The 19,833-nt window shown below is 62.2% G+C and carries 19 protein-coding genes; 4 read left to right on the forward strand and 15 right to left on the reverse strand.

All coding sequences use genetic code 11. The features are described from left to right. Positions 1-108 precede the first annotated feature (108 nt). The 3 genes from ACZZ0Q_RS22800 (at position 109) to ACZZ0Q_RS22810 (ending at position 2,708) form a co-directional block, all read left to right on the forward strand. On the forward strand, positions 109-507 hold the full coding sequence (locus ACZZ0Q_RS22800; RefSeq protein WP_108095192.1) for an acyl-CoA thioesterase: 399 nt from the start codon (positions 109-111) through the stop codon (positions 505-507). A gap of 161 nt (positions 508-668) precedes the next feature. Next, on the forward strand, positions 669-1,571 hold the full coding sequence (locus ACZZ0Q_RS22805; RefSeq protein WP_463540676.1) for a D-hexose-6-phosphate mutarotase: 903 nt from the start codon (positions 669-671) through the stop codon (positions 1,569-1,571). Positions 1,572-1,658: 87 nt separating this feature from the next. Further along, entirely contained in the window at positions 1,659-2,708 is a 1,050-nt protein-coding gene (locus ACZZ0Q_RS22810; RefSeq protein WP_463560952.1) for a GGDEF domain-containing protein, read from the forward strand. Positions 2,709-2,713: 5 nt separating this feature from the next. On the opposite strand, the gene ACZZ0Q_RS22815 is transcribed toward ACZZ0Q_RS22810, so the two are convergent. The 10 genes from ACZZ0Q_RS22815 to ACZZ0Q_RS22860 form a co-directional block, all read right to left on the reverse strand. After that, complete coding sequence (locus ACZZ0Q_RS22815; RefSeq protein WP_463540673.1) at positions 2,714-3,634, reverse strand: ZIP family metal transporter; 921 nt, start codon at positions 3,632-3,634, stop codon at positions 2,714-2,716. Positions 3,635-3,733: 99 nt separating this feature from the next. Beyond that, positions 3,734-4,264: a DUF3299 domain-containing protein gene (locus tag ACZZ0Q_RS22820; RefSeq protein ID WP_463384380.1), complete on the reverse strand. Its 531-nt coding sequence runs from the start codon at positions 4,262-4,264 to the stop codon at positions 3,734-3,736. A gap of 36 nt (positions 4,265-4,300) precedes the next feature. Then, positions 4,301-5,071, reverse strand: a complete 771-nt coding sequence (locus tag ACZZ0Q_RS22825) for a sulfite exporter TauE/SafE family protein (RefSeq protein ID WP_463560954.1) — start codon at positions 5,069-5,071, stop codon at positions 4,301-4,303. A gap of 58 nt (positions 5,072-5,129) precedes the next feature. After that, positions 5,130-5,375, reverse strand: coding sequence for a GlsB/YeaQ/YmgE family stress response membrane protein (locus ACZZ0Q_RS22830; RefSeq protein WP_463540672.1), 246 nt, complete (start codon positions 5,373-5,375; stop codon positions 5,130-5,132). Between the two features lie 118 nt (positions 5,376-5,493). Beyond that, complete coding sequence (locus ACZZ0Q_RS22835; protein WP_463540671.1) at positions 5,494-6,573, reverse strand: 5-(carboxyamino)imidazole ribonucleotide synthase; 1,080 nt, start codon at positions 6,571-6,573, stop codon at positions 5,494-5,496. 64 nt (positions 6,574-6,637) lie between these two features. Beyond that, positions 6,638-7,129 carry a 5-(carboxyamino)imidazole ribonucleotide mutase gene (gene purE, locus ACZZ0Q_RS22840; RefSeq protein WP_463540670.1) on the reverse strand — a complete coding sequence of 164 codons (492 nt, stop codon included), beginning with the start codon at positions 7,127-7,129 and terminating at the stop codon, positions 6,638-6,640. Between the two features lie 220 nt (positions 7,130-7,349). Next, positions 7,350-7,847 (reverse strand): acyl-CoA thioesterase, encoded by a 498-nt coding sequence (locus tag ACZZ0Q_RS22845; RefSeq protein ID WP_122492345.1) that lies wholly within the window; start codon positions 7,845-7,847, stop codon positions 7,350-7,352. Positions 7,848-7,970: 123 nt separating this feature from the next. After that, positions 7,971-8,768: a substrate-binding periplasmic protein gene (locus ACZZ0Q_RS22850; RefSeq protein WP_463540669.1), complete on the reverse strand. Its 798-nt coding sequence runs from the start codon at positions 8,766-8,768 to the stop codon at positions 7,971-7,973. A gap of 47 nt (positions 8,769-8,815) precedes the next feature. Continuing rightward, positions 8,816-10,183, reverse strand: coding sequence for a glutamine synthetase family protein (locus tag ACZZ0Q_RS22855; protein WP_463540668.1), 1,368 nt, complete (start codon positions 10,181-10,183; stop codon positions 8,816-8,818). Positions 10,184-10,188: 5 nt separating this feature from the next. Further along, a complete protein-coding gene (locus ACZZ0Q_RS22860) occupies positions 10,189-11,589 on the reverse strand; it encodes an aspartate aminotransferase family protein (protein WP_463540667.1) in 1,401 nt (466 codons plus the stop codon). A gap of 203 nt (positions 11,590-11,792) precedes the next feature. Between ACZZ0Q_RS22860 and ACZZ0Q_RS22865 the strand changes: the two genes are divergently transcribed. Further along, positions 11,793-12,455: a GntR family transcriptional regulator gene (locus tag ACZZ0Q_RS22865; protein ID WP_463540666.1), complete on the forward strand. Its 663-nt coding sequence runs from the start codon at positions 11,793-11,795 to the stop codon at positions 12,453-12,455. A gap of 391 nt (positions 12,456-12,846) precedes the next feature. Here the strand turns inward: ACZZ0Q_RS22865 and ACZZ0Q_RS22870 are convergent, their stop codons facing one another. The 5 genes from ACZZ0Q_RS22870 to uvrD all read right to left on the reverse strand — a co-directional run bounded on the left by ACZZ0Q_RS22870 (position 12,847) and on the right by uvrD (position 19,784). Next, positions 12,847-13,254, reverse strand: a complete 408-nt coding sequence (locus ACZZ0Q_RS22870; RefSeq protein WP_110615634.1) for an SMI1/KNR4 family protein — start codon at positions 13,252-13,254, stop codon at positions 12,847-12,849. A 106-nt stretch (positions 13,255-13,360) separates the two neighbouring features. Beyond that, positions 13,361-14,473 carry a hypothetical protein gene (locus ACZZ0Q_RS22875; RefSeq protein ID WP_463540665.1) on the reverse strand — a complete coding sequence of 371 codons (1,113 nt, stop codon included), beginning with the start codon at positions 14,471-14,473 and terminating at the stop codon, positions 13,361-13,363. Between the two features lie 206 nt (positions 14,474-14,679). Continuing rightward, positions 14,680-15,549, reverse strand: a complete 870-nt coding sequence (locus ACZZ0Q_RS22880) for a Tim44 domain-containing protein (RefSeq protein WP_463540664.1) — start codon at positions 15,547-15,549, stop codon at positions 14,680-14,682. A gap of 95 nt (positions 15,550-15,644) precedes the next feature. Then, positions 15,645-17,468, reverse strand: a complete 1,824-nt coding sequence (locus ACZZ0Q_RS22885) for a hypothetical protein (protein WP_463540663.1) — start codon at positions 17,466-17,468, stop codon at positions 15,645-15,647. Between the two features lie 126 nt (positions 17,469-17,594). Next, positions 17,595-19,784, reverse strand: coding sequence for a DNA helicase II (uvrD, locus tag ACZZ0Q_RS22890; RefSeq protein ID WP_463540662.1), 2,190 nt, complete (start codon positions 19,782-19,784; stop codon positions 17,595-17,597). Positions 19,785-19,833: the final 49 nt, after the last annotated feature.

Here is a 19,833-nt window from a genome sequence, read left to right on the forward strand (position 1 = left end):
GCGGCCGGGTCTTCTGCGAACCCAACTTGCGGCCTGTTAGCCGAGTGAGCAGTCAAGCCCGAGACTGACCACAACCAATAAGAGTGACGGGTAAGAGGCACCCTAGGCATGATCGAACTCGAACAAGAAGACCCAACGCCGCAAGGCGATCTGGCGCTGCAAATTACCGCCCTCCCCCGCGAAACCAATGGCTTCGGCGACATCTACGGCGGCTGGCTGGTCTCGCAAATGGACCTCGCCGGCACGGCCATGGCGAGCAAAGTCGCCGGCGGGCGCGTATCCACCGTCGCTATCGACCGCATGGCGTTTCTGGTGCCGGTTGCCGTAGGCGCCCAGCTTTCCTTCTACAGCCAAACCCTGGAAATCGGCCGCAGCTCGATTCAGATGCTGGTCGAAGTGTGGAGCGATGACCCGCTCTCCAGCGAATGGCGCAAGGTGACCGAGGCGGTGTTTGTATTCGTGGCCATTGATGGCAGCGGGCGCACACGGCCCGTGCCACGGCGTTAAGCCGCACCCGATAAGCCCCCCCCTCGCCCACTTGTGGGAGAGGGGCTGGGGGAGAGGGCCGGCCGTCACGCCATGTTCAATCGAGTCGCCTGCTGCCCTCTCCCTAACCCCCTCCCGTGAACGGGAGAGGGGACTGAATTTCGTACGTCAGGAGCCCTCGAATGTCCCTCGCCACCACCGCCCCCCACGTTGAACGCATCGAACTGGACGAACTGGTGTGCTGGCGCATTCGCACCGCCCACGCCAATTTGCTGATCGCCCAACAGGGCGCGCAGGTGCTGACTTACCAGCCCCACGATCAACAACCGGTCATTTGGCTGAGCGAGCAAGCCGCCTATAAAAAAGGCCAATCGGTGCGTGGCGGGGTGCCGGTGTGCTGGCCCTGGTTTGGCGACCTGGCGCGCAACCCCGAACCGATTCAGCAGCAACACGCCGGCGCGCCGGCACCCGCTCACGGCCCGGTGCGTGGCCTGGACTGGCAGTTGCAAGGCATCGACAACGATGACCAGCGCGTGACCCTGCGTTTCACCCTGCCGGCCAACAGCCTGCCCGCGCTGCCGGCCGGCATCGAATTGAGCCTGGACGTTCAGTTGGACGAACGCCTGACCCTCAGCCTGACCACCCGTAACGGCAGCGATCAGCCGTTGGCGCTGAGCCAGGCGTTGCATACCTATTTTGCTGTGGGTGACATCCACCAGACGCGCCTCGAAGGCTTCGACCAGACCCGCTACATCGAAACACTGGCGAACTGGGAGCAGCGCACCCAGCACGGCGACATCACGTTTACTGGCGAAACCGACCGCATCTATCTCGATGTACCCGCGCAGCTGAGCATCTTTGATCCGCTGTGGAACCGACGCATTCACCTGGCCAGCAGCGGCTCGCGCTCGGCCGTGGTGTGGAACCCGTGGATCGATAAAGCCCAGCGCTTGAGCCAGTTCGCCGACGACGCCTGGCCCGGCATGTTGTGCATCGAAACCGCCAACGTGCTGGACGACCACCTCACCCTCGCGCCCGGCGCCGCGCACACCATGGCCGTCACGCTCTGGGCTGAATCCGCCTAAACACGGGGGCTCTGCTCAAGCGCCCCTTGCCAATCGCCCGGCACTGTATTGCAATGCGCCATCACTCTTCGCCAGTGCCCGGCTCCCATGCTCAGAAAATTCAGCGCTTCGGCGGGTAAGAACGGCCTGGAAGACACCGGTAAGCGCACGCTGATGCGCCTGATTCTGGTGAGCACGGGCGTCACGCTGAGTTGCTTCGCCGTGCTGCAATTTCTCGCTTCGCACACCGCCATCGCCGTGTTCGAGCTGCTTACCAGCGCGCTGCTGGTGTGGGGCGGTTGGAAGATCGTGACGGTGCGCAACCTGGTGCCGTGGATTTATCTCTACCTGATTCCGACCTTCTTTTTTCTTCTCTACATCATCGTGATGCCCGAGGCGTCGAGCGCCGCCTATGTGTGGATTTACATCGTTCCGCTGCTCTCGTACCTGCTCCTCGGCCGGGTGCGCGGCTTCCTGCTGACCATGCCGTTCACGCTCACCGCCATTGCCCTGTATTTCGACAAATACCCGCTACCCACCGATTCCGCCGCGCTGATTGATGTGCTCAACGCCGTGCTGTGCGGGGTGATGATCATCGTTTTTGTGCACCTGTACGAATTCCGCCGCGCCGCTGCCTACGACCAGCTTGAACGCCAGGCGCAAACCGATGCGCTGACCGGGGTGGCGAGCCGCGGCAGTTTTCAGCAGGCGTTGGAGCGCAGCATTCTGGAAGCGGAACGCAGCGCGTTGCCGGTGGTGTTGGTGATCATGGATGTCGACCATTTCAAACGGGTCAACGACACCTGGGGCCATGACGCGGGTGATCAGGCGCTAAAGCATATTTGCGAGGGTTTGCGGCTACGGCTGCGCGCCACCGACAGCCTGGGTCGGCTGGGCGGCGAAGAGTTCGGGCTGATTCTGCCCAACACCGAATTGGCGGCCGCCACGCCGCTGGTGGAAAACCTGCGTGAGCACATCGCCAGCCATCCGCTGCGCTATGGCGACGAGGTTATCGCCCTGTCGGCCACCTTCGGCCTGGCCCAGTGGCCGACCGATGGCCTCAGCGCGGCCGAACTCTACCGCTGCGCTGACCAGCGCTTGTACAGCGGCAAAGCGCTGGGGCGTAACCGCCTGGTGGATACCGACACCAGCGCCTGAGTGGGTTAGCCCAGCGCTGTATCAAGGAACATCATCACCGCGAAGCCCGCCATCAAGCCCAGCGTGGCCGGGGTTTGGTGGCCGTTGCGGTGGGTTTCCGGAATCACTTCGTGGGACACCACAAAAATCATCGCGCCGGCCGCCAGGCCCATGCTGATCGGGTACGCCAAGGCGAAGCCGCTGGAAACGCCAATGCCGATCAACGCGCCCAACGGCTCCATGGCACCGCTCAGAACGGCCAGCAGCGCGGCTTTCATCGACGACATACCGGTGGCCCGCAACGCCATGGCCACGGCGAGGCCTTCGGGAATGTCTTGGATGGCGATGGCGGTGGTCAACGGCAGGCCAACGCTCATGTCGCCACCGGAAAAGCTCACACCAATCGCCATGCCTTCGGGGATGTTGTGCAGCGTCACGGCCAATACAAACAGCCACACGCGGTTAATCCGCTCGGCTTCGGGGCCGCATGGGCCGGTGCTGTCGTGTTCGTGCGGGGTAAATCGGTCGAGGCCGAGCATCAGCAACACGCCCAGGCCGAGGCCGACGACCACCGTTAAGGCGGCCATCGGGCCGTTGCCGGTAATTTCTTTGGCGGCGGCCAGGCCCGGCAAAATCAGCGAGAAGGAACTGGCGGCGAGCATCATGCCGGCGGCGAAGCCGAGCATGGTGTCCTGGGTGCGGGCTTTGATCGAGCCCAAGGTCAGGGCGAATATCGCGCCCAGCGCCGTGGCGCCGAAACCGGCCATGCCGCCGTAAAAGGCGATGTGCAAGTGCCCGGAGCCGTCGCCCTGAAAGGCGTTGTAGAGGCTCATGACCAGCAACACCAGCACCGCGACGGCAGCGGCGCCGAAACCCACGGTGGTGAACGGGTGGTTATGCGCCTGGTTAACCCAGGCGTTTCGCATGGCAAGAAGGGAAGTCGGCATAGCAATGAACCGGCGCTGAAAGATGTAAACGCAGATTAAAAGCTATCGCCGCTTGATGGCCATAAGAAAAAATCTATCGTGGAGCACCGGCAACGATGATTACAAATCCGCCTCGGTCACCGCTCGCACGTTGCTGGCATCTAGGGCATAGGCGGCGTCGGCCAGGTCGTTGCTGACCTTTTCCACCTTCAACGTGCCGGTCACCCAGAGCGGGTTATAGATGTCGTCGAGCTTCAGGCCTTTGGGATAACGCACCAGCACCATTTGGTTGGGCGGCGGTGGCGGCACGTGGATGCAGGCGCCGGGGTACGGCACAAGGAAGAACAAGGTGCTGCGGCCTTTGGCGTCGGTTTCCAGCGGCACCGGGTAGCCGCCGATGCGGATGGTCTTGTTGTTCATCGCCGCCACGGTGTGGGTGGAATACATCACCGCCGGCAGACCTTTCTCCTGCTTCAAACCGCCTTTGCTGCTGAACGTTCCGTCGCCTTCGGGGGTGTTGTGGCTGATTTCCGGCATGGCTTCCAACGCCTTTTGATCGGCTTTGGGCATCAGCGACAGCCAGTCGGTTTCGGGCAGTTGGGCGTGAGCGAAACCACTGAGTAGCAACAGGCTGAACAATAAGCGGCGCATGGAAAAACTCGGGGAAGACGGAAGCCGGCGAGTCTATCAGCCGCTAATTGCCAGGTGCAGACCCAGCAGCGCCAAGCCGATAAAGAACAGGCGCTTGAACAGCAGCGCGCTGATGCGATGACGCAACCATTGGCCCAGCGCCATGCCCAACAGCGCCGGCAGCAGCGCCACCAGCGAGGCGCCCAATTCAGCGCTGCCCAACTCGCCACGCCAGAACAGCGCCGCGCCCAACGCCAGGGTGGACACCGTAAACGACAGCCCCAATGCCTGCACCAGTGCATCGCGCTGCAACCCCAGGGCTTGCAGATACGGCACGGCGGGAATCACGAATACGCCGGTGGCGGCAGTGACCACGCCGGTGAGCAGACCGCAAACCGGACCCAACCAAGGCTCCCATGCGGCGGGAACGCTCAGGGTCGGCAGCAGCAAACCGCTCAAGGCATACACCAGCAACGCAGCGCCCAAGGCGTGGGTCATCCACTTCCCCGAGCCCAGCCCCAGCCCCAGCCACCAGGAACCGAGCGCCGTGCCGATGACGATAGTCAGCAGCAATGGCCACAAGCGCAGCCACAACGGACGCAACGCGCCGCCGATTGCCAGCTGCCAGATATTGGTGACGGTGGAAGGAATGAAAAGCAGAGCCGCAGCTTGCGGGGGCAGCATCGCCAGCCCCAACAAGCCCATGGCCACGGTGGGCAGGCCGAGGCCTATTACGCCTTTTACGGTGCCGGCCACTACGAACGTGGCCAGTACCAGCAAGGTAAGGGCCACGCCAAGGTGCTGATAAAACGCGAAGAAGTCAGTCATCGCGCCATGCTGCGCGAATCACGGGCGGCGAATCAACCGCCCGTTGCGGCAATGCGGCTTAGCGCTTCTTAACGATGCCGTAGATGACCAGCAGAATGATCGCGCCGACTACTGCGCCGACAAAGCCGGCCGCTTCGCCCGCCTGGTACAGGCCCAGCGCCTGGCCGCCGTACGTGGCTGCCAACGAACCGGCGATACCCAGCAGGATGGTCATGATCCAACCCATGCTGTCGTCGCCCGGCTTGAGGAAGCGCGCGATCAGGCCCGCGAAGAAACCAATAATGATGGTGCCGATAATGCCCATGGAAATCCCCTCTCAATGGCAAAGGTGCCAACGCTGGCACCTGAAATCAGAGAGTAGGCGAACGGGGAGGTTCCATGTTTAGGTCCAGGCAACAGCGACCCAGGCGAAAGGCCGGCGCTTATTTGATCAGCGCTTGAACCTTGGCCACTTGCGCATCCAGCGTGGCGCGGTCGGCGCTGCGCACCGTGGCGTGGCCCACCTTGCGGCCAGCCTTGAACGCTTTGCCGTAGTGGTGCACGTGGCAGTCATCAATGGCGATCACCTGCTCAACCGCCGGCACTTCGCCGATGAAGTTGAGCATGGCGCTCTCGCCCAGCTTGGCGGTGGAGCCCAACGGCAGGCCGGCGACGGCGCGCAGGTGGTTCTCGAACTGGCTGCACTCGGCGCCTTCAATCGTCCAGTGCCCGGAGTTGTGCACCCGTGGCGCGATTTCATTGGCCTTGAGGCCGCCATCCACTTCGAAGAATTCGAAGGCCAACACGCCCACGTAATCGAGCTTGGTAAGCACGCGGCTCACGTAGTCTTCAGCCAGCGCTTGCAGCGGGTGGTCGGTGCTGGCGATGGACAGGCACAAAATGCCGTTCACATGGGTGTTGTGCACCAGCGGGTAGAAACGGGTTTCGCCATCGCGGGCGCGCACCGCCACCAGCGACACTTCGCCGGTGAACGGCACGAAGCCTTCGAGCAAGCACGGCACGCTGCCCAGCTCGGCAAAGGTGCCGACTACATCTTCAGGCTTGCGTAGCACTTTCTGGCCTTTACCGTCGTAGCCCAGGGTGCGGGTTTTCAGCACCGCAGGCAGGCCGATGGTGGCGACGGCGGCGTCGAGATCGGCTTGCGACTGAATGTCGGCGAACGCGGGCGTGGGAATGCCCAGTTCTTTGAACATGCTCTTTTCGAACCAGCGGTCGCGGGCGATGCGCAGGGCTTCGGCGCTGGGATAAACCGGTACGAACTGCGACAGGAAAGCCACGGTTTCAGCCGGCACGCTTTCGAATTCGAAGGTCACCAGGTCCACTTCATCGGCCAGTTGGCGCAGGTGGTCCTGGTCGTTGTAATCGGCGCGCAAGTGCTCGCCCAAGGCAGCGGCGCAGGCATCTGGTGCCGGGTCGAGAAAGGCGAAGTTCATGCCCAGCGGCGTACCCGCCAGCGCCAACATGCGACCCAGTTGGCCGCCACCGATTACACCGATTTTCATCTTTACCGCCCCATTCGAAACTCAGACACAGCGGCGTTCGGCGCCGCATAAAACCGGCGTGGCATCAGGCGATGCGCGGGTCCGGGTTATCCAGCACGCTGTCCGTTTGCTCGGTACGGAATTGCTTCAGCGCGGCGTGGAACTGCGGGTGTTGATGGCCAAGAATGCTCGCCGCCAACAAGGCCGCGTTCACCGCGCCGGCCTTGCCGATGGCCAGAGTGGCGACCGGAATGCCGGCTGGCATCTGCACGATCGACAACAGCGAATCGACGCCCGAAAGCATCGACGACTGCACCGGCACGCCCAGCACCGGCAGGTGCGTTTTCGCGGCGCACATACCGGGCAAATGGGCCGCGCCGCCAGCGCCGGCGATGATCACCTGAATGCCACGGGCTTCGGCTTCTTCAGCGTACTGGAAAAGCAAATCCGGGGTGCGGTGAGCGGACACAACCTTCACTTCGTAAGGAATGCCCAGCTTCTCCAGCATATCGGCGGTGTGGCTAAGGGTGGACCAATCGGACTTGGAGCCCATGATCACGCCAACCAGTACGCTCATCGTCGTGCCTCTTCTCATTGGCGCCTGACGGCGCGGCAAAAACTAACAAGCCACGCTGGAAAACCAGGCGTGGCTTGTATGCGAGACCGGAGCGAAGCCGGCCAAAGGCCGCGCAGTATAACGTAAAGATTCGGGAAAACAGTACCCGCCAAAAGCGACCGTTTGGCGGGGCATTCGCGCCACGTTCGAGCCATTTGAACGCGGCGCGGGCACTGGCCTGTCAAGCCTTGGCGGGGTCGCCGTCTTCACGGATCTCTTGGTAGCGACGCTCCAGTTCCTGGCGCAAATCGCGGCGCTGTTGCGCTTGGCGGAAGCGGCGCTTTTCATCGGCGCTTTCCGGCTCCAGCGGCGGCACCACGGTTGGGCTGCCGTTATCGCCCACAGCCACCATGGTGAAAAAGCAGCTGTTGGTGTGGCGCACCGACTTTTCGCGGATGTTTTCGGTCACCACTTTCACGCCGATTTCCATCGACGTGCGCCCGGTGTAATTCACCGAGGCGAGAAAGGTCACCAGCTCACCGACATGCACCGGCTCGCGGAAAATCACCTGGTCCACCGACAAGGTCACCACGTAAGTACCGGCATAGCGGCTGGCGCAGGCGAAGGCCACTTCGTCGAGGTATTTGAGCAGCGTGCCGCCGTGCACGTTGCCAGAAAAGTTGGCCATGTCGGGCGTCATCAAGACGGTCATTGTCAGCTGGGAGTTTCCGGGTTCCATGGTCGTCTCGTTTGCCCTGAGAAAGTGAGCGCGCAAGCCTGACGGCAAACGCGCACTGGCGCTGTTTAGCATTGGCTATGGGAACGATGCAACGCCCTTGCGCGTCACGTCCGGGCGAACCGCCTAGCGGCTGCCGGCCAGACTTCGCGCGCGGCAGGCGGGCAGCTCTTCGACCAGGTCGCTGGCGCTGCAAGCCAGGCCATAGCGTTCGCGCAACGCCGCCAGTTCGCCAGCGTGTTGTTCAAGGAAGCGGTTAAAGCGTTCCAGCAACTGCGGATGCTCGAGCGTGCTCAGGTGAAAACTGGTGCGCGCCAGCGGCAACTGCGGGTCGGCCACCAGGCGCTCACCCGGCTCACCCATTTCCTGCAATTGCAGACGCACCACTTCGGCGTTGGCGTACACCGCATCGATGCGCCCGCGCAGCGCCATGCGAATCAGCCCACCAATGTCATTGGCTTCAAGCAACTGCACCTCACCGCTGGCCATCTGCTCAGCCCAGGCTTGCGGGGTGAACCCACGCACCGTACCGAGCCGCTTCACCGCCGCTCGGCCCATGCCCAGGCGTTCGTGCAGCACCAGCGTGGCGTCCACCAGATTGATGGCGGCATGGCTGTAATACATGCGCCGGTCGCCCTTCAACTCGCGCGACCATTGCGGGTTGTCGGGAAAGATCACGTCGAGGTTTTCGCCATTGAGCAAATCGTGGTGCAGGCGATTGAGCGGACGCGGCAGCAGTTGCAGCTTCATCTTTTGGTCATCGGCGAAGCGCTGCAACAGCTCCACCGCATAACCTTCCACCGGCTGCCCGGGCTGGGCGCGAAAGTACGGCATGTAGTCGTGGCTTTCGATGCCCACACGCAGGGTTTCGGCTTGAGCCGAGCCCACCGTCAACACCATTGCCAGCCACCAACACCACCGCATACGCCCGCTCCGAAACGACTGATTAAAACGTAGCAGCTAACACGCCGTCAGGCATGAACCAGATACCAGCGCCAATCCTGCTCGCCGACCTCGCCCATGAACTCGCGGTATTCGGTGTACTTGATGGCCAGATACACCTTCAGGTACGCCTCGCCGAATGCCTCTTTGGCCCAGTCGGACTGCTCCAGCGCTTTTAACGCCGTCAGCCAATCGGTGGGCAAAAACTCCGTGGCCTGGGCGTAACCGTTGCCGGTAATCGGCGCGCCGGGGTCGATTTGCTGGCGAATGCCGTGCTGCATGCCCGCCAGAATCGCCGCTGCCGCCAGGTACGGGTTGGCGTCGGCGCCGCAAATGCGGTGCTCAATATGCCGACTCACCGCCGGCCCGCCCGGCACCCGCAGCGACACGGTGCGGTTGTTAATGCCCCACGTCAGCGCCAGCGGCGCGTAGCTGTTGGCCTGGAAGCGGCGGAACGAGTTGGCGTTGGGGCAGAACAGCGCGAGCGAGTCGAGCAGCGTGTGCATCATGCCGCCGATGGAATGGCGCAACAGCGGCGTGCCGGCCGGGTCTTCGCTGGCGAACAGGTTATTGCCCTCGGCATCAGCCAGGCTGACGTGCATGTGCATGCCGGTGCCGGCCAGATCGCCAAACGGCTTGGCCATAAAGCACGCCTGCAAACCATGTTTATTGGCCACGCCTTTGACCAGCCGCTTATAGCGCACGCCTTCATCAATGGCTTGCAGCGCGTCGAAGCGGTGTTCGAGGGTGATTTCCACCTGCCCCGGCGCGTACTCGGATATCGCCGTGCGCGCCGGCAAGCCCTGTGCTTCACAGGCGTCGTAGAGATCGTTCAAAAACGGCTGCAACTGCTCCAACTCGTACACGCCGTACACCTGGGTAGCGTGCGGGCGGGCGCCGTTGGCCTGGCGCGCCGGCAACGGTCGGCCGTTCTCGCCACGCTCGCGGTCGAGCAAATAAAACTCCAGCTCCACCGCCATCACCGGATAAAAGCCGTCCGCTTTCAGTCGTTCGATCACGCTCACCAACACGTGACGCGGATCGGCCACCGCCGCCGGCATGCCCTGTTGCGGATGCATGCTCACCTGCACCTGACCGGTGGCCGGCGTGCGCCACGGTTGCAAGGTCAGGCTGCCGGGCAGCGGGTAGGTCCAGCAATCGGCGTCGCCTACTTCCCAGACCAGACCGGTGTCTTCAACGTCGTCGCCATTAATGGTCAAGCCAAGAATGGTGCTCGGCAGCGGTCGGCCGTTGGCGTACATCGCCAGCAACTCGTCGCGGTGCAACAGCTTGCCGCGCGGCACGCCGTTGCTGTCGATTAGGAACACTTCGATGCTGCGTACCTGCGGATTGGCAGCGAGGAAATCGTGGGCTTCCTGAATGTTGGCAAAGTCCATGGTGGTTACCTGCTCTCTTCGCGGGCGCCGGGCAACGCCAGCAAGTCGGTAAGGGCCTGGTCGAGGGTGGCGAGCAGGCGGTCGACGTCAGCGGCCGTGGTGTCCGGGCAGCACAAAGTCATGTTGTGGAACGGCGTGATCAGGATGCCGCGGTTGATCAGGTACAGGTGCAAAGCCATCTGCAGCGCATCGTGGAACGCCGCTTCGGCTTCAGCCCCGGTGGCCGGCAGCCGCGTGCAGAACTGGAATTCGCAGCGCGCGCCCAATTGCGTGACCGACCAGGCCAGCTGGTGCTTGCCGATCAACGCCGCGAAACCCTGGGCCAAGCGTTCGGCCAGCGGCAACATGTGGGCGTAGGCGCTTTCAGTCATTACCTCTTCAAGATTGACGCGCATGCAGTGCATGGCCAGCGCATTGGCCGATAACGTGGTGCCCATGCCGCTGTGGCCGTGGCTTTGCCCGTGACTGCTGGCGCGGCTGCGCGCTTCGATCATGGCCTGGGCCATGGCGGCGGTGCAGCCATACACCGAACACGGCACGCCGCCGGCAATCGGTTTGCCGAGGGTGATGAAGTCTGGCTCCAGGTTCCACACGCGGGTGCAGCCGCCAGGGCCGGTGGAGATGGTGTGGGTTTCGTCGATGATCAGCAGCGTTCCGTAACGGCGGGTGAGTTCGCGCAGCTTGGCCAGGTAACCGGGCGCGGGCAGCACCATGCCGATGTTGGTCATCGCCGGCTCGCAGAGTACGGCGGCGACGTCTTCGCTTTGCAGCGCTGCTTCCAATGCGGCGAGGTCGTTGAACGGCACGCTGCGGCTGTGCTCGGTGAGGTCGTAGGCCTGGCCGAGCAAGCCAGGGCGGTGCACGGTGCGGCCGTCTTGCCAGCGCACCATCACGTCATCGACGGTGCCGTGGTAGCAACCGTCGAACACCAGCAGAGTTTTGCGCTGGGTGATCGCGCGGGCCCAGCGCACCACAAAGCGGTTGGCGTCGGTGGCGGTGGTCGCCACCTGCCAATAGGGCAAGCCGAAACGCTCGGCGAGCAATTCGCCCACCACCACGGCGTCTTCGCCGGGCAACATGGTGGTCAGGCCATTGGCGCCCTGCTCGGCCAGCGCGCGGGCAATCGGCGCGGGGGAATGGCCGAACATACTGCCGGTATCGCCGAGGCAGAAATCCACGTACTCATGGCCGTCGACATCGTAAAACCGAGCGCCTTGCGCGCGGCTGACAAACAGCGGCGAGGGCGTCGACCAATCGCTCATCCAATGCATCGGCACGCCACCAAACAGCGAACCGCGTGCCCGTTCGGCGAGGGCGACAGACTTGGGATTATCGGCAAGAAAACGCGCGCGCTCTTGGGCGGCAAATTGTTCGATTACGCGGTCACTGATGCCACTGGCAGTCATGGGAAACGTCTCGTTGGAAAGTCGCCACATGCTGATTTGTGATCACAGTTGTGTCAAGCGGACTGCGTATTGCGTATTTTTGGCGAAATTCTTAAAGTCTGTGATCACAAACATCAACCAGCGAGCAACCGTCATGACCCACGAATGCAGCCTGACCCTGAACCAACTGCCGGCGCCGCCGGTTCTGGCCGAGTAACGCACCCATGGCCGAGAACCTCCAGGACCTGCTCTATCAGCAACTGCGTGCCGGCCTACTGGCCGGGCAATTCAAACCCGGCGAACGCCTGAAAATCCGCGACCTCGCCGCCGCGCTCGGCACCAGCCCCATGCCTGTGCGCGCCGCGTTGCAACGGCTGGTCGCCGAAGGCGCCCTGGAGGGCGAACCGCAACGCTCGCTGCGGGTTCCGGCCATGACCCGCGAACGCTTTATGCATATTTTTCAGGTGCGTTTGGCCCTGGAAGGCCTGGCCGTGGAACTCGCCGCGAGCCAACTGAGCGCTGATGACATGGCCGTGCTGCAAGGCTGCGTCGAGCGCATGGAAGAAGCGCTGGAACGGCGCGATGTGCAGGGTTATCTCAACGACAACAGCCAGTTTCACCTGACGCTGTACACCGCCTGCCGCAACCCGATTCTGCTGCGCCAGATCGAGAGCCTGTGGCTGCAAGTGGGGCCGTTCTTTAACCGGCTGTTTACCGAAGCGGATTTATCGCTGCGCCTGAACGACTTCCACGACGACACGCTGAAGGCGCTACAGGCTGGCGACGGCAAGGCCGCGCGGGCTGCGATGGAGCAGGATTTGACGTATTTCGGGAATTTTTTGCTGAATTTGCTGGAGCTGGAGGGGGTTCAGGCGGGGCGGGGGTGATGGCTAAAACTCCGTCATCCTCGCGCACGCGGGGATCCAGAATCTTGAGTTAGAAGGCATTTTTGGACGCGCTTCGAAAATAGCCGCCAGGTCCGAAATACTGGATCCCGAATCGTCGGACCGCCGCTTTCGCGGGAATGACGGATGTAGTGGTTAAAACCTCCGTCATCCTCGCGCACGCGGGGATCCAGAATCTTGAGTCAGAAGGCACTTTTGGACGCGCTTCGAAAATAGCCGCCAGGTCCGAAATTCTGGATCCCGAATCGTCGGACCGCCGCCTTCGCGAGGATGACGGGTGTATGTGTTGGATTCTCCGTCATTCTAGGGAAGGCGGCGGTCCGACGATTCGGAATCTATCCAGCCGAGCGCCTCTCCCACCCCAAACAACCCATCAACTCTCCAGCCACACCTCACGCGCCCACTTCCACACCGAGTCCCAACTCTCGTCGGTGAGGTCTTCTTCATCGCCGTCCCACAGCAGCACGGTGCCGTCGAGTTCGACGCAGTAGTAGTTACCGTTGTCTTCGCACAGCGGAATCAGTTCGCGCGGTACGCCGAGCGACCAGGCCACCGAGGCCACTTCCGGCAGGTAGGTGTGCGATTGCGGGTCGGTGACGGTTACCGGTTCCAGGCGCCCGTATACCACGTCGCTGACTTTGAGCAGAAACTCGCGGAATTCGAATGGAATATTGATCAGCAGCTGCTCTTCAATTTCCACCAGCAGCTCTTCATCCGGCAGTTCAAGAGGCACCGGTACCTTCTCGTTGAGCTCACGCAGCTCGTCGATCACTTCTTCCATGGCGGGCTCTCCTCGGGCAATGGGATGGGCTTTATACAGTAGCTGGCGCGCAGAAAAAAACTATCTGCGCGCCACGCGACCGACGCCTACTGGCCCGCGCCAGGCGCTAGCCGTTAACGACCAATTTGCTCGAGGCAGGCTGGGCCGAAAACGAGGTGGTGACAGTCGGGTCGATCAGGCGTGCTACGCCGACTTTCAACGCATACAGACCCAGCAGCGTCAGCAGCGCCACCACCCATATGTGGTCGAGCAAGTAATAACCCAGGCCGGCGCTCGCCACCGCTACCACCAACGGCACGCGAGCGGCTTGCAGGCGGGTGAGCTTTTCCACGTTCATGTTCAGGCTGGCGGGCAGAGCGCGGGCGATGCGTTGCAGGGCGTGGGCTTTCACCGTGGCGCTCAGAAATTCCAGGCTCAGGGTTTGCTCTTTGCCGTCCACGCTATAGGTCAGGCGAATGACGTCGTCGTAGTGCTCGCTGACCATTTTGCTCACGGTGCTGAGGTCGACGAGGGTGCGCTTGGTTTCCACCTTGGCGAGAATTTCTTCCAGATAACTGCCGTTCAGACCGCCGCGTTGGTAAATCTCCTGCACCTGATCGCGGTGCTTTTTGTCGAAGCTCAGCGACAACACGTGGCCGCTGTCGAGCACGATCAGACGGTCGTCTTCCACATCCAACCAGCTGTTGTCGGTATAGAAGCCTTCCGGCAATTTGCCTTTGGGTTCACGGCCGAACAGCAGGGTGAGAATGATGTTGAGCACCACCACTACGGGCAACAACCAGGTGGCCACTTCGAACACGCGGTCGCCACCGGCTTCGTGCGCCAGGTGCTCAACGAGCAGCTGCGGTTTGGCGGTGTCGGGCTTGCCTTCGGGGTACCAGACTTCGATTTTGTCGTGTCCTTCGAGGGCGTCGTATTCGCTGGAGGTGATCGATTGTTGCTGCGCGTAAGACGTGCCGTTGACGTCGTAGACGTAGCTCACGGAGTAGACGATGCGGGTTTTCTTGCGGCCTTTGCGGCCTCGGTATTCTTCTTCGGCCTGGTCCAGCGAGCCGACGGTGGCCTCGGCGCTGTTGTGGTGTTTAACCAGTTGCAGGGCGGCTACTTGCGCCGGTCCTTTGATGAAGTAGGCGGCGGTTAGGCCGACAACGGCCAGCACGATCATGCTGACGCGGATCCACAACTTACGTTTCTGCCCAGGGCTACGGAGCTTCGCCATGTCTGATTCCTTGTTTTAGTTATTACGTCCTTGAGGTGGGCAGGTTGGCGCTGCCCGTGGCGAGTATCAGCGGAAACATTCAGTAACGACAAGCTCAACTTGAGCCATTTGCCATCACGCATGCATCACGCACGGAAACGTGCCCGGGCGCCCTAACGAAAAAACCCGGGCAAGCCCGGGTTTTGTTCTGCGACTAACGCGCGGTGTTAGCTGTTCTGACGAATACCCGCCACCAGCCACGGTGCGTTTTCGCTGTTGGCCCGCTCCATGCGCCAGCTTTCGCTGAAGGCTTCGCCTTGGTCGAAGCGCGAGGTTTTGACGATGCCGCTGAAGGTCAGCGTGGCGACAGTTTTGTCTGCCAGTTCGTCAATGCCGTCGAGCTGCGCGTGCAGGTCTTCCACGTAGGTGGACTGGAAGCCGTCGCCCAAGTCGGCGCGCTCGGTCTTCAGGAAGCTGAGCATCTGCGGGGTGACAAATTCGGCGATCTTGTCCATCTCCGCCGCGTCCCAGTGTTGCTGCAGGGCCATGAAGTGCTCTTTGCCGGCTTCGACAAAACGCTGCTCGTTAAACCAGCTCGGGGCATTGATAACCGGCGCGGGCGCAGCGGAACTGCCGCCACCGAAAATGGTGTTGCTGGCCGGCGCCACCGGTTGATTCACCGGCAGTTCACGTTGCATCGGCGCGTAACCGCCAGCGCCTGCTGGCTGGCCAGCGTTCTGCTGACGACGACGGGCGGCGATGAAGCGGAAGATCACAAAGGCGATCAGGGCAATGATCAGGAAGTCGAACATCTGCATGCCCTGGAAGCCGTCGCCCATAAACATCGAGGCCAACAGGCCGCCAGCGGCGAGACCGGCCAACGGGCCCAACCAACGGGACGCGCCGCTGGTGGCGGCGGCAGCCGGAGCAGCTTTGCCCGGTGCGCCAGCCTGGCTGGCCGGCGGGGTGGCTTGACGGGTTTGATGGGTTGGCGCGGAGCCGAACGATTTACCGCCGCCCATGCGCTTTGCATTGGCGTCGAGGCTGAGCGTCAACGCGACGCAGAGCATCATGGCCAGGCTGATGAAACGTTTCATGGTTCGCAACTCTCTTTAAAAGGACTCAACGCGCGCCATGTTGCACACGCTTCCGGGTGATGACCAGCAGCAGAATGTTTCCGGATTTATGCCGTTTAGTTCTTTCCGCCATCAGAAGCGCAGCCGCGTTTGACGCGCAATTGATGATCTTTACGTAGGATAATGCTGCCAGCCTTGCCGTTCGTGTAATCGAAGTTACGGGTGAACCAGGCGGCAGACTGCGCCAGCGTGGCGTTGACAGGCGGAACGGCAAATTCCCAGTACGGGTCGTCATCCATCCGGCACTTGCCGCTCAGGGTTAAACGCGGTGCGTCTTCGCCGGTTTCACGTTGCTGCGGCTCTGGCTGGAAATCCTTGGCGAGCAGCACCAGATCGTCGTTGTCGTAGTCGGTGTAGTAATAAAGCAGCTCATTGCCGCGCACATCGAGCAAGCCCTTGCCGATGCGCTCGAATCCAAACGGCTGCGCCTTCATCAGGAAACCCGCGCTGCGCTGGTACACCCACCCCGGCTTGCTGGTATCGAACGGGGTGGCCGGGTACGGCACGGTGTCGAGAAACTCCAGCAGCAGTTTGCCGTCAGCGCTGGAAGACAAGCGGAACAGCTCATACGCCCCTTCGCCACGCCCTTTGATCAGCGCCTGGCCCTCGCCGGTTATCGCCACCTCACGCAAGCGCAGGCCTTCGCCCAAGGCGCCAGCAATGGCGCGGTGCACCTGCTTGCCCTCGCGTAGCTGGTAGACCACCTGCTCAACCTGGGCTTTGCCGCCTTGCGGTCGATACGCGAAGCGCACCTCTTCCAACTGCCACTGCGGCCCTTTGGTAATCACTTTGGTCGTCGCGGGCAGCACGCAGCGCTGCTTGCGCATGGCGTCGGTGATGCCGGGCAAGTCGTCGCCCAGGCAAAGGTCTTCGGCCATGATCGACTGCGTCGGGTACGGCGCCTTGCCGGCATTGATGCCCGGGTTGGGGTTGATGCTCGCGCAGGCGACAGGCTCGGGGTCGATGGTGTCGTCATTTTCTTCATAAGACGGGGTAGACGCGTAGTCGAGCTCTTCGGGCTTGCGCGGCGGGCGCCCGAGGTCCGGCTCGCGAACCGTCACCGACCAGCGCTCCACGGGCGGCTTGGGCAATTGCTGGGTGCTTTTGAGCTGCAACTGCGGCGTGGCGCCGCTGGTCAGGGTGAAGTTGGTGTCGAACCAGGTCGGGCCATCTTTAAATAGCAGGGTTTCTAGCGTGGACGCGTCCATGTCGCCATAAACCGCCGGATGGGTGAACTCGAAACGCGGCAGCGCAAAGCAGGCGGTGGGCAGCGACAACTCGGCCACTTGCTTGGCCTGGCCAATGCTCACGGCGCGGATGGTCGATTGGGGTTCGCGATAACCCTCTTTGGCCAACAGCGCGGTATCGCCGCGCACATCGAGCAACACGCCGGGGCCGACATCCACCACTTTCAACGGACTGAGTTGCACCAAGTGCAAATGATCCTCCTGCTGCACCGACACCCAGCCGTCCATGCGCGCATCGGTAAACCAGTTTTGCGTCACCTCGTTGAGCAGCGTTTTGCCCGTTAACGCTTTGCCTTCAACGTGCAGCGTGGCCAGGTTGTACAGCCCGTTTGAACCATAGAGCACCAAGGCATCGTTAGGCCCGGCGCTGATGGCAGCGAAGATATTGGTCGCGTAGAGCCTCTCTTCCTTGGCACCCACGGCCTTGGTGATGGTCTCGTCACTGAGCTTGCGGCCGTTCATGCGCAGGACGTACGTCACCCGTTCGCGCTGCATGCCGGTGTTCCAGTCGAGGTACTTGCTGACGTCGCGTTCCACGCTCAGCGGCGGGCCGTCTTTGCCAAACAAGCCGGCGACGGCATGGAACGGCACGAGCAAGGAAGTGAGCAAGGCGACAAGCGGGGTCAGGCGCACGGTGAAATCCTTTCAGCCGGTGGTAAATGGGCAGGAAGAGCATCGCGGCTAAAGCCGCTCCTACAGAGGGTGCAATCCTGTGGGAGCGGCTTTAGCCGCGATGGGTTCTAACAGAAAACGAAACCCTCAGAGCGGCTCCAACTTCGCATAACCCATCATCAACCACTTGGTGCCCTCAGCCGCGAAGTTCACCTGCACACGCGCCTGCGCGCCGGCGCCTTCGAAGTTGAGAATCACCCCTTCGCCAAACAGCGCGTGCTTAACGGCCTGGCCCAAGCGGAATTCGGTGTCGGGCACTTCGGCGTTGGCAAACATGCTGCCGGTGTTGGCGCCGCGATTGCTGTTGCCATAAGGGCGGCTGACGCTGTTGGACAGGCGCACTTCCTGAATCAACGCCGGCGGCACTTCGCGGACAAAGCGCGAGACTTTGTTGTAGGTCTCGCTGCCATACAACCGGCGCGTTTCGGCGTAGGTGAGCACCAGGTTCTGCATGGCGCGGGTAATGCCCACGTAAGCCAGGCGCCGCTCTTCTTCCAAGCGACCCGGTTCTTCCAGGCTCATCTTGTGCGGGAACAGCCCTTCTTCCATGCCCACCAAAAACACCAGCGGGAATTCCAGGCCTTTGGCGCTGTGCAAGGTCATCAGCTGCACGCTGTCTTCGTGTTCGTCGGCTTGCGCGTCGCCGGCTTCCAGCGAGGCGTGGCCAAGGAAGGCGGCCAATGGCGTCTGGTCGTCTTCTTCGCTGTTCTCGAAATTGCGCGCGGCGCTGACCAATTCCTCAAGGTTTTCCACCCGAGCCTGGCCTTTCTCGCCTTTTTCTTCTTTGTGGTAAGTGATCAGGCCGGACTGCTCGATCACCGTTTGGGTCATCAGGTGCAGCGGCATTTCCATGACCTTGGCGGCGAGGTTTTCGATCAGCTCGATAAACCCGCCCAGCGCACTGGCCGCACGGCCGGTCACGCCTTTATTGGCCACCAGTTGGCGCATGGCTTCCCACATCGACAAATCGCTGTGGCGCGCATGGTCGCGAATGGCTTCAACGGTTTTCTCGCCAATGCCACGCGCCGGCACGTTGATGATCCGCTCCAGCGCCGCATCATTGCCGCGTCCTTCGAGCAGGCGCAGGTACGCCATGGCGTTCTTGATTTCAGCGCGTTCGAAGAAGCGCTGGCCGCCATAAATACGGTACGGAATGCGTTCGCGCAGCAGCGCCTCTTCCAGCACCCGCGACTGGGCGTTGGAGCGGTACAAAATGGCGATTTCGCTGCGCAACAAGCCGTTTTTACGCAGCGCGTCTTCGATGGTCTCGACCACGTAACGCGCTTCGTCGTGTTCGTTGAAGGCGGCATATAGGCTGATGGCGTCGCCGTCGCCGCCGTCGGTCCACAGCTCTTTGCCCAGGCGCCCGCTGTTGTTGACGATCAGCGCGTTGGCGGCCTTGAGAATGCTGGCCGTGGAGCGGTAGTTCTGCTCCAGGCGAATGGTCTCGGCATCCGGGAAATCGCTGGAGTACTGGTGAATGTTCTCAATTTTGGCGCCGCGCCAGCCATAGATCGACTGGTCGTCATCGCCCACCACCATGAGGCTGTCGCCGCCTTTGCCGAGCAGACGCAGCCAGGCGTACTGCACGGCGTTGGTGTCTTGGAATTCGTCGACCAGAATGTGGCGGAAGCGGCGCTGGTAATGCTCCAGCAGGCCCGGGTTGTCGCGCCACAGGTCGAGGGCGCGCAGCAGCAGTTCGGAGAAGTCGATTACCCCGGCGCGCAGGCACGCCGCTTCGTAGGCTTCATAAACAGAGCGCATGGTGGCGAGGAACATGTCGCCGCCCGGCTGAATATGCTTGGGCCGCAGGCCTTCGTCTTTCTGACCATTGATAAACCACTGCGCCTGACGCGCTGGCCAGCGTTGCTCATCCAGACCCAGCTCACGCATCACGCGCTTGACCAGGCGCTGCTGGTCGTCGCTGTCGAGAATCTGGAAATTCTGGTTCAGCCCCGCTTCCTGCCAATGCGCCCGCAACAGGCGATGGGCCAGGCCGTGGAACGTGCCCACCCACATGCCGGCCGGGTTGAGCCCGAGCAGTTGCTGAATGCGGTGACGCATTTCGGCGGCGGCTTTGTTGGTGAACGTCACCGACAGAATCGAATGCGGCGAGGCGCCTTCAACCTGGATCAACCAGGCGATGCGGTGCACCAGCACGCGGGTTTTGCCGGAACCAGCGCCGGCCAGAACCAACTGACGCCCCACCGGGGCCGCTACGGCCTGGCGTTGAGCGTCGTTGAGGGAATTAAGCAGAAGGGAGAGATCGTCGCGCATCGCGGCATTCTAGGGGGCCGGGGTAGTCAGGGCAAACGCCGCACGACCG

It is taken from the genome of Pseudomonas sp. AC070 (assembly GCF_979258635.1).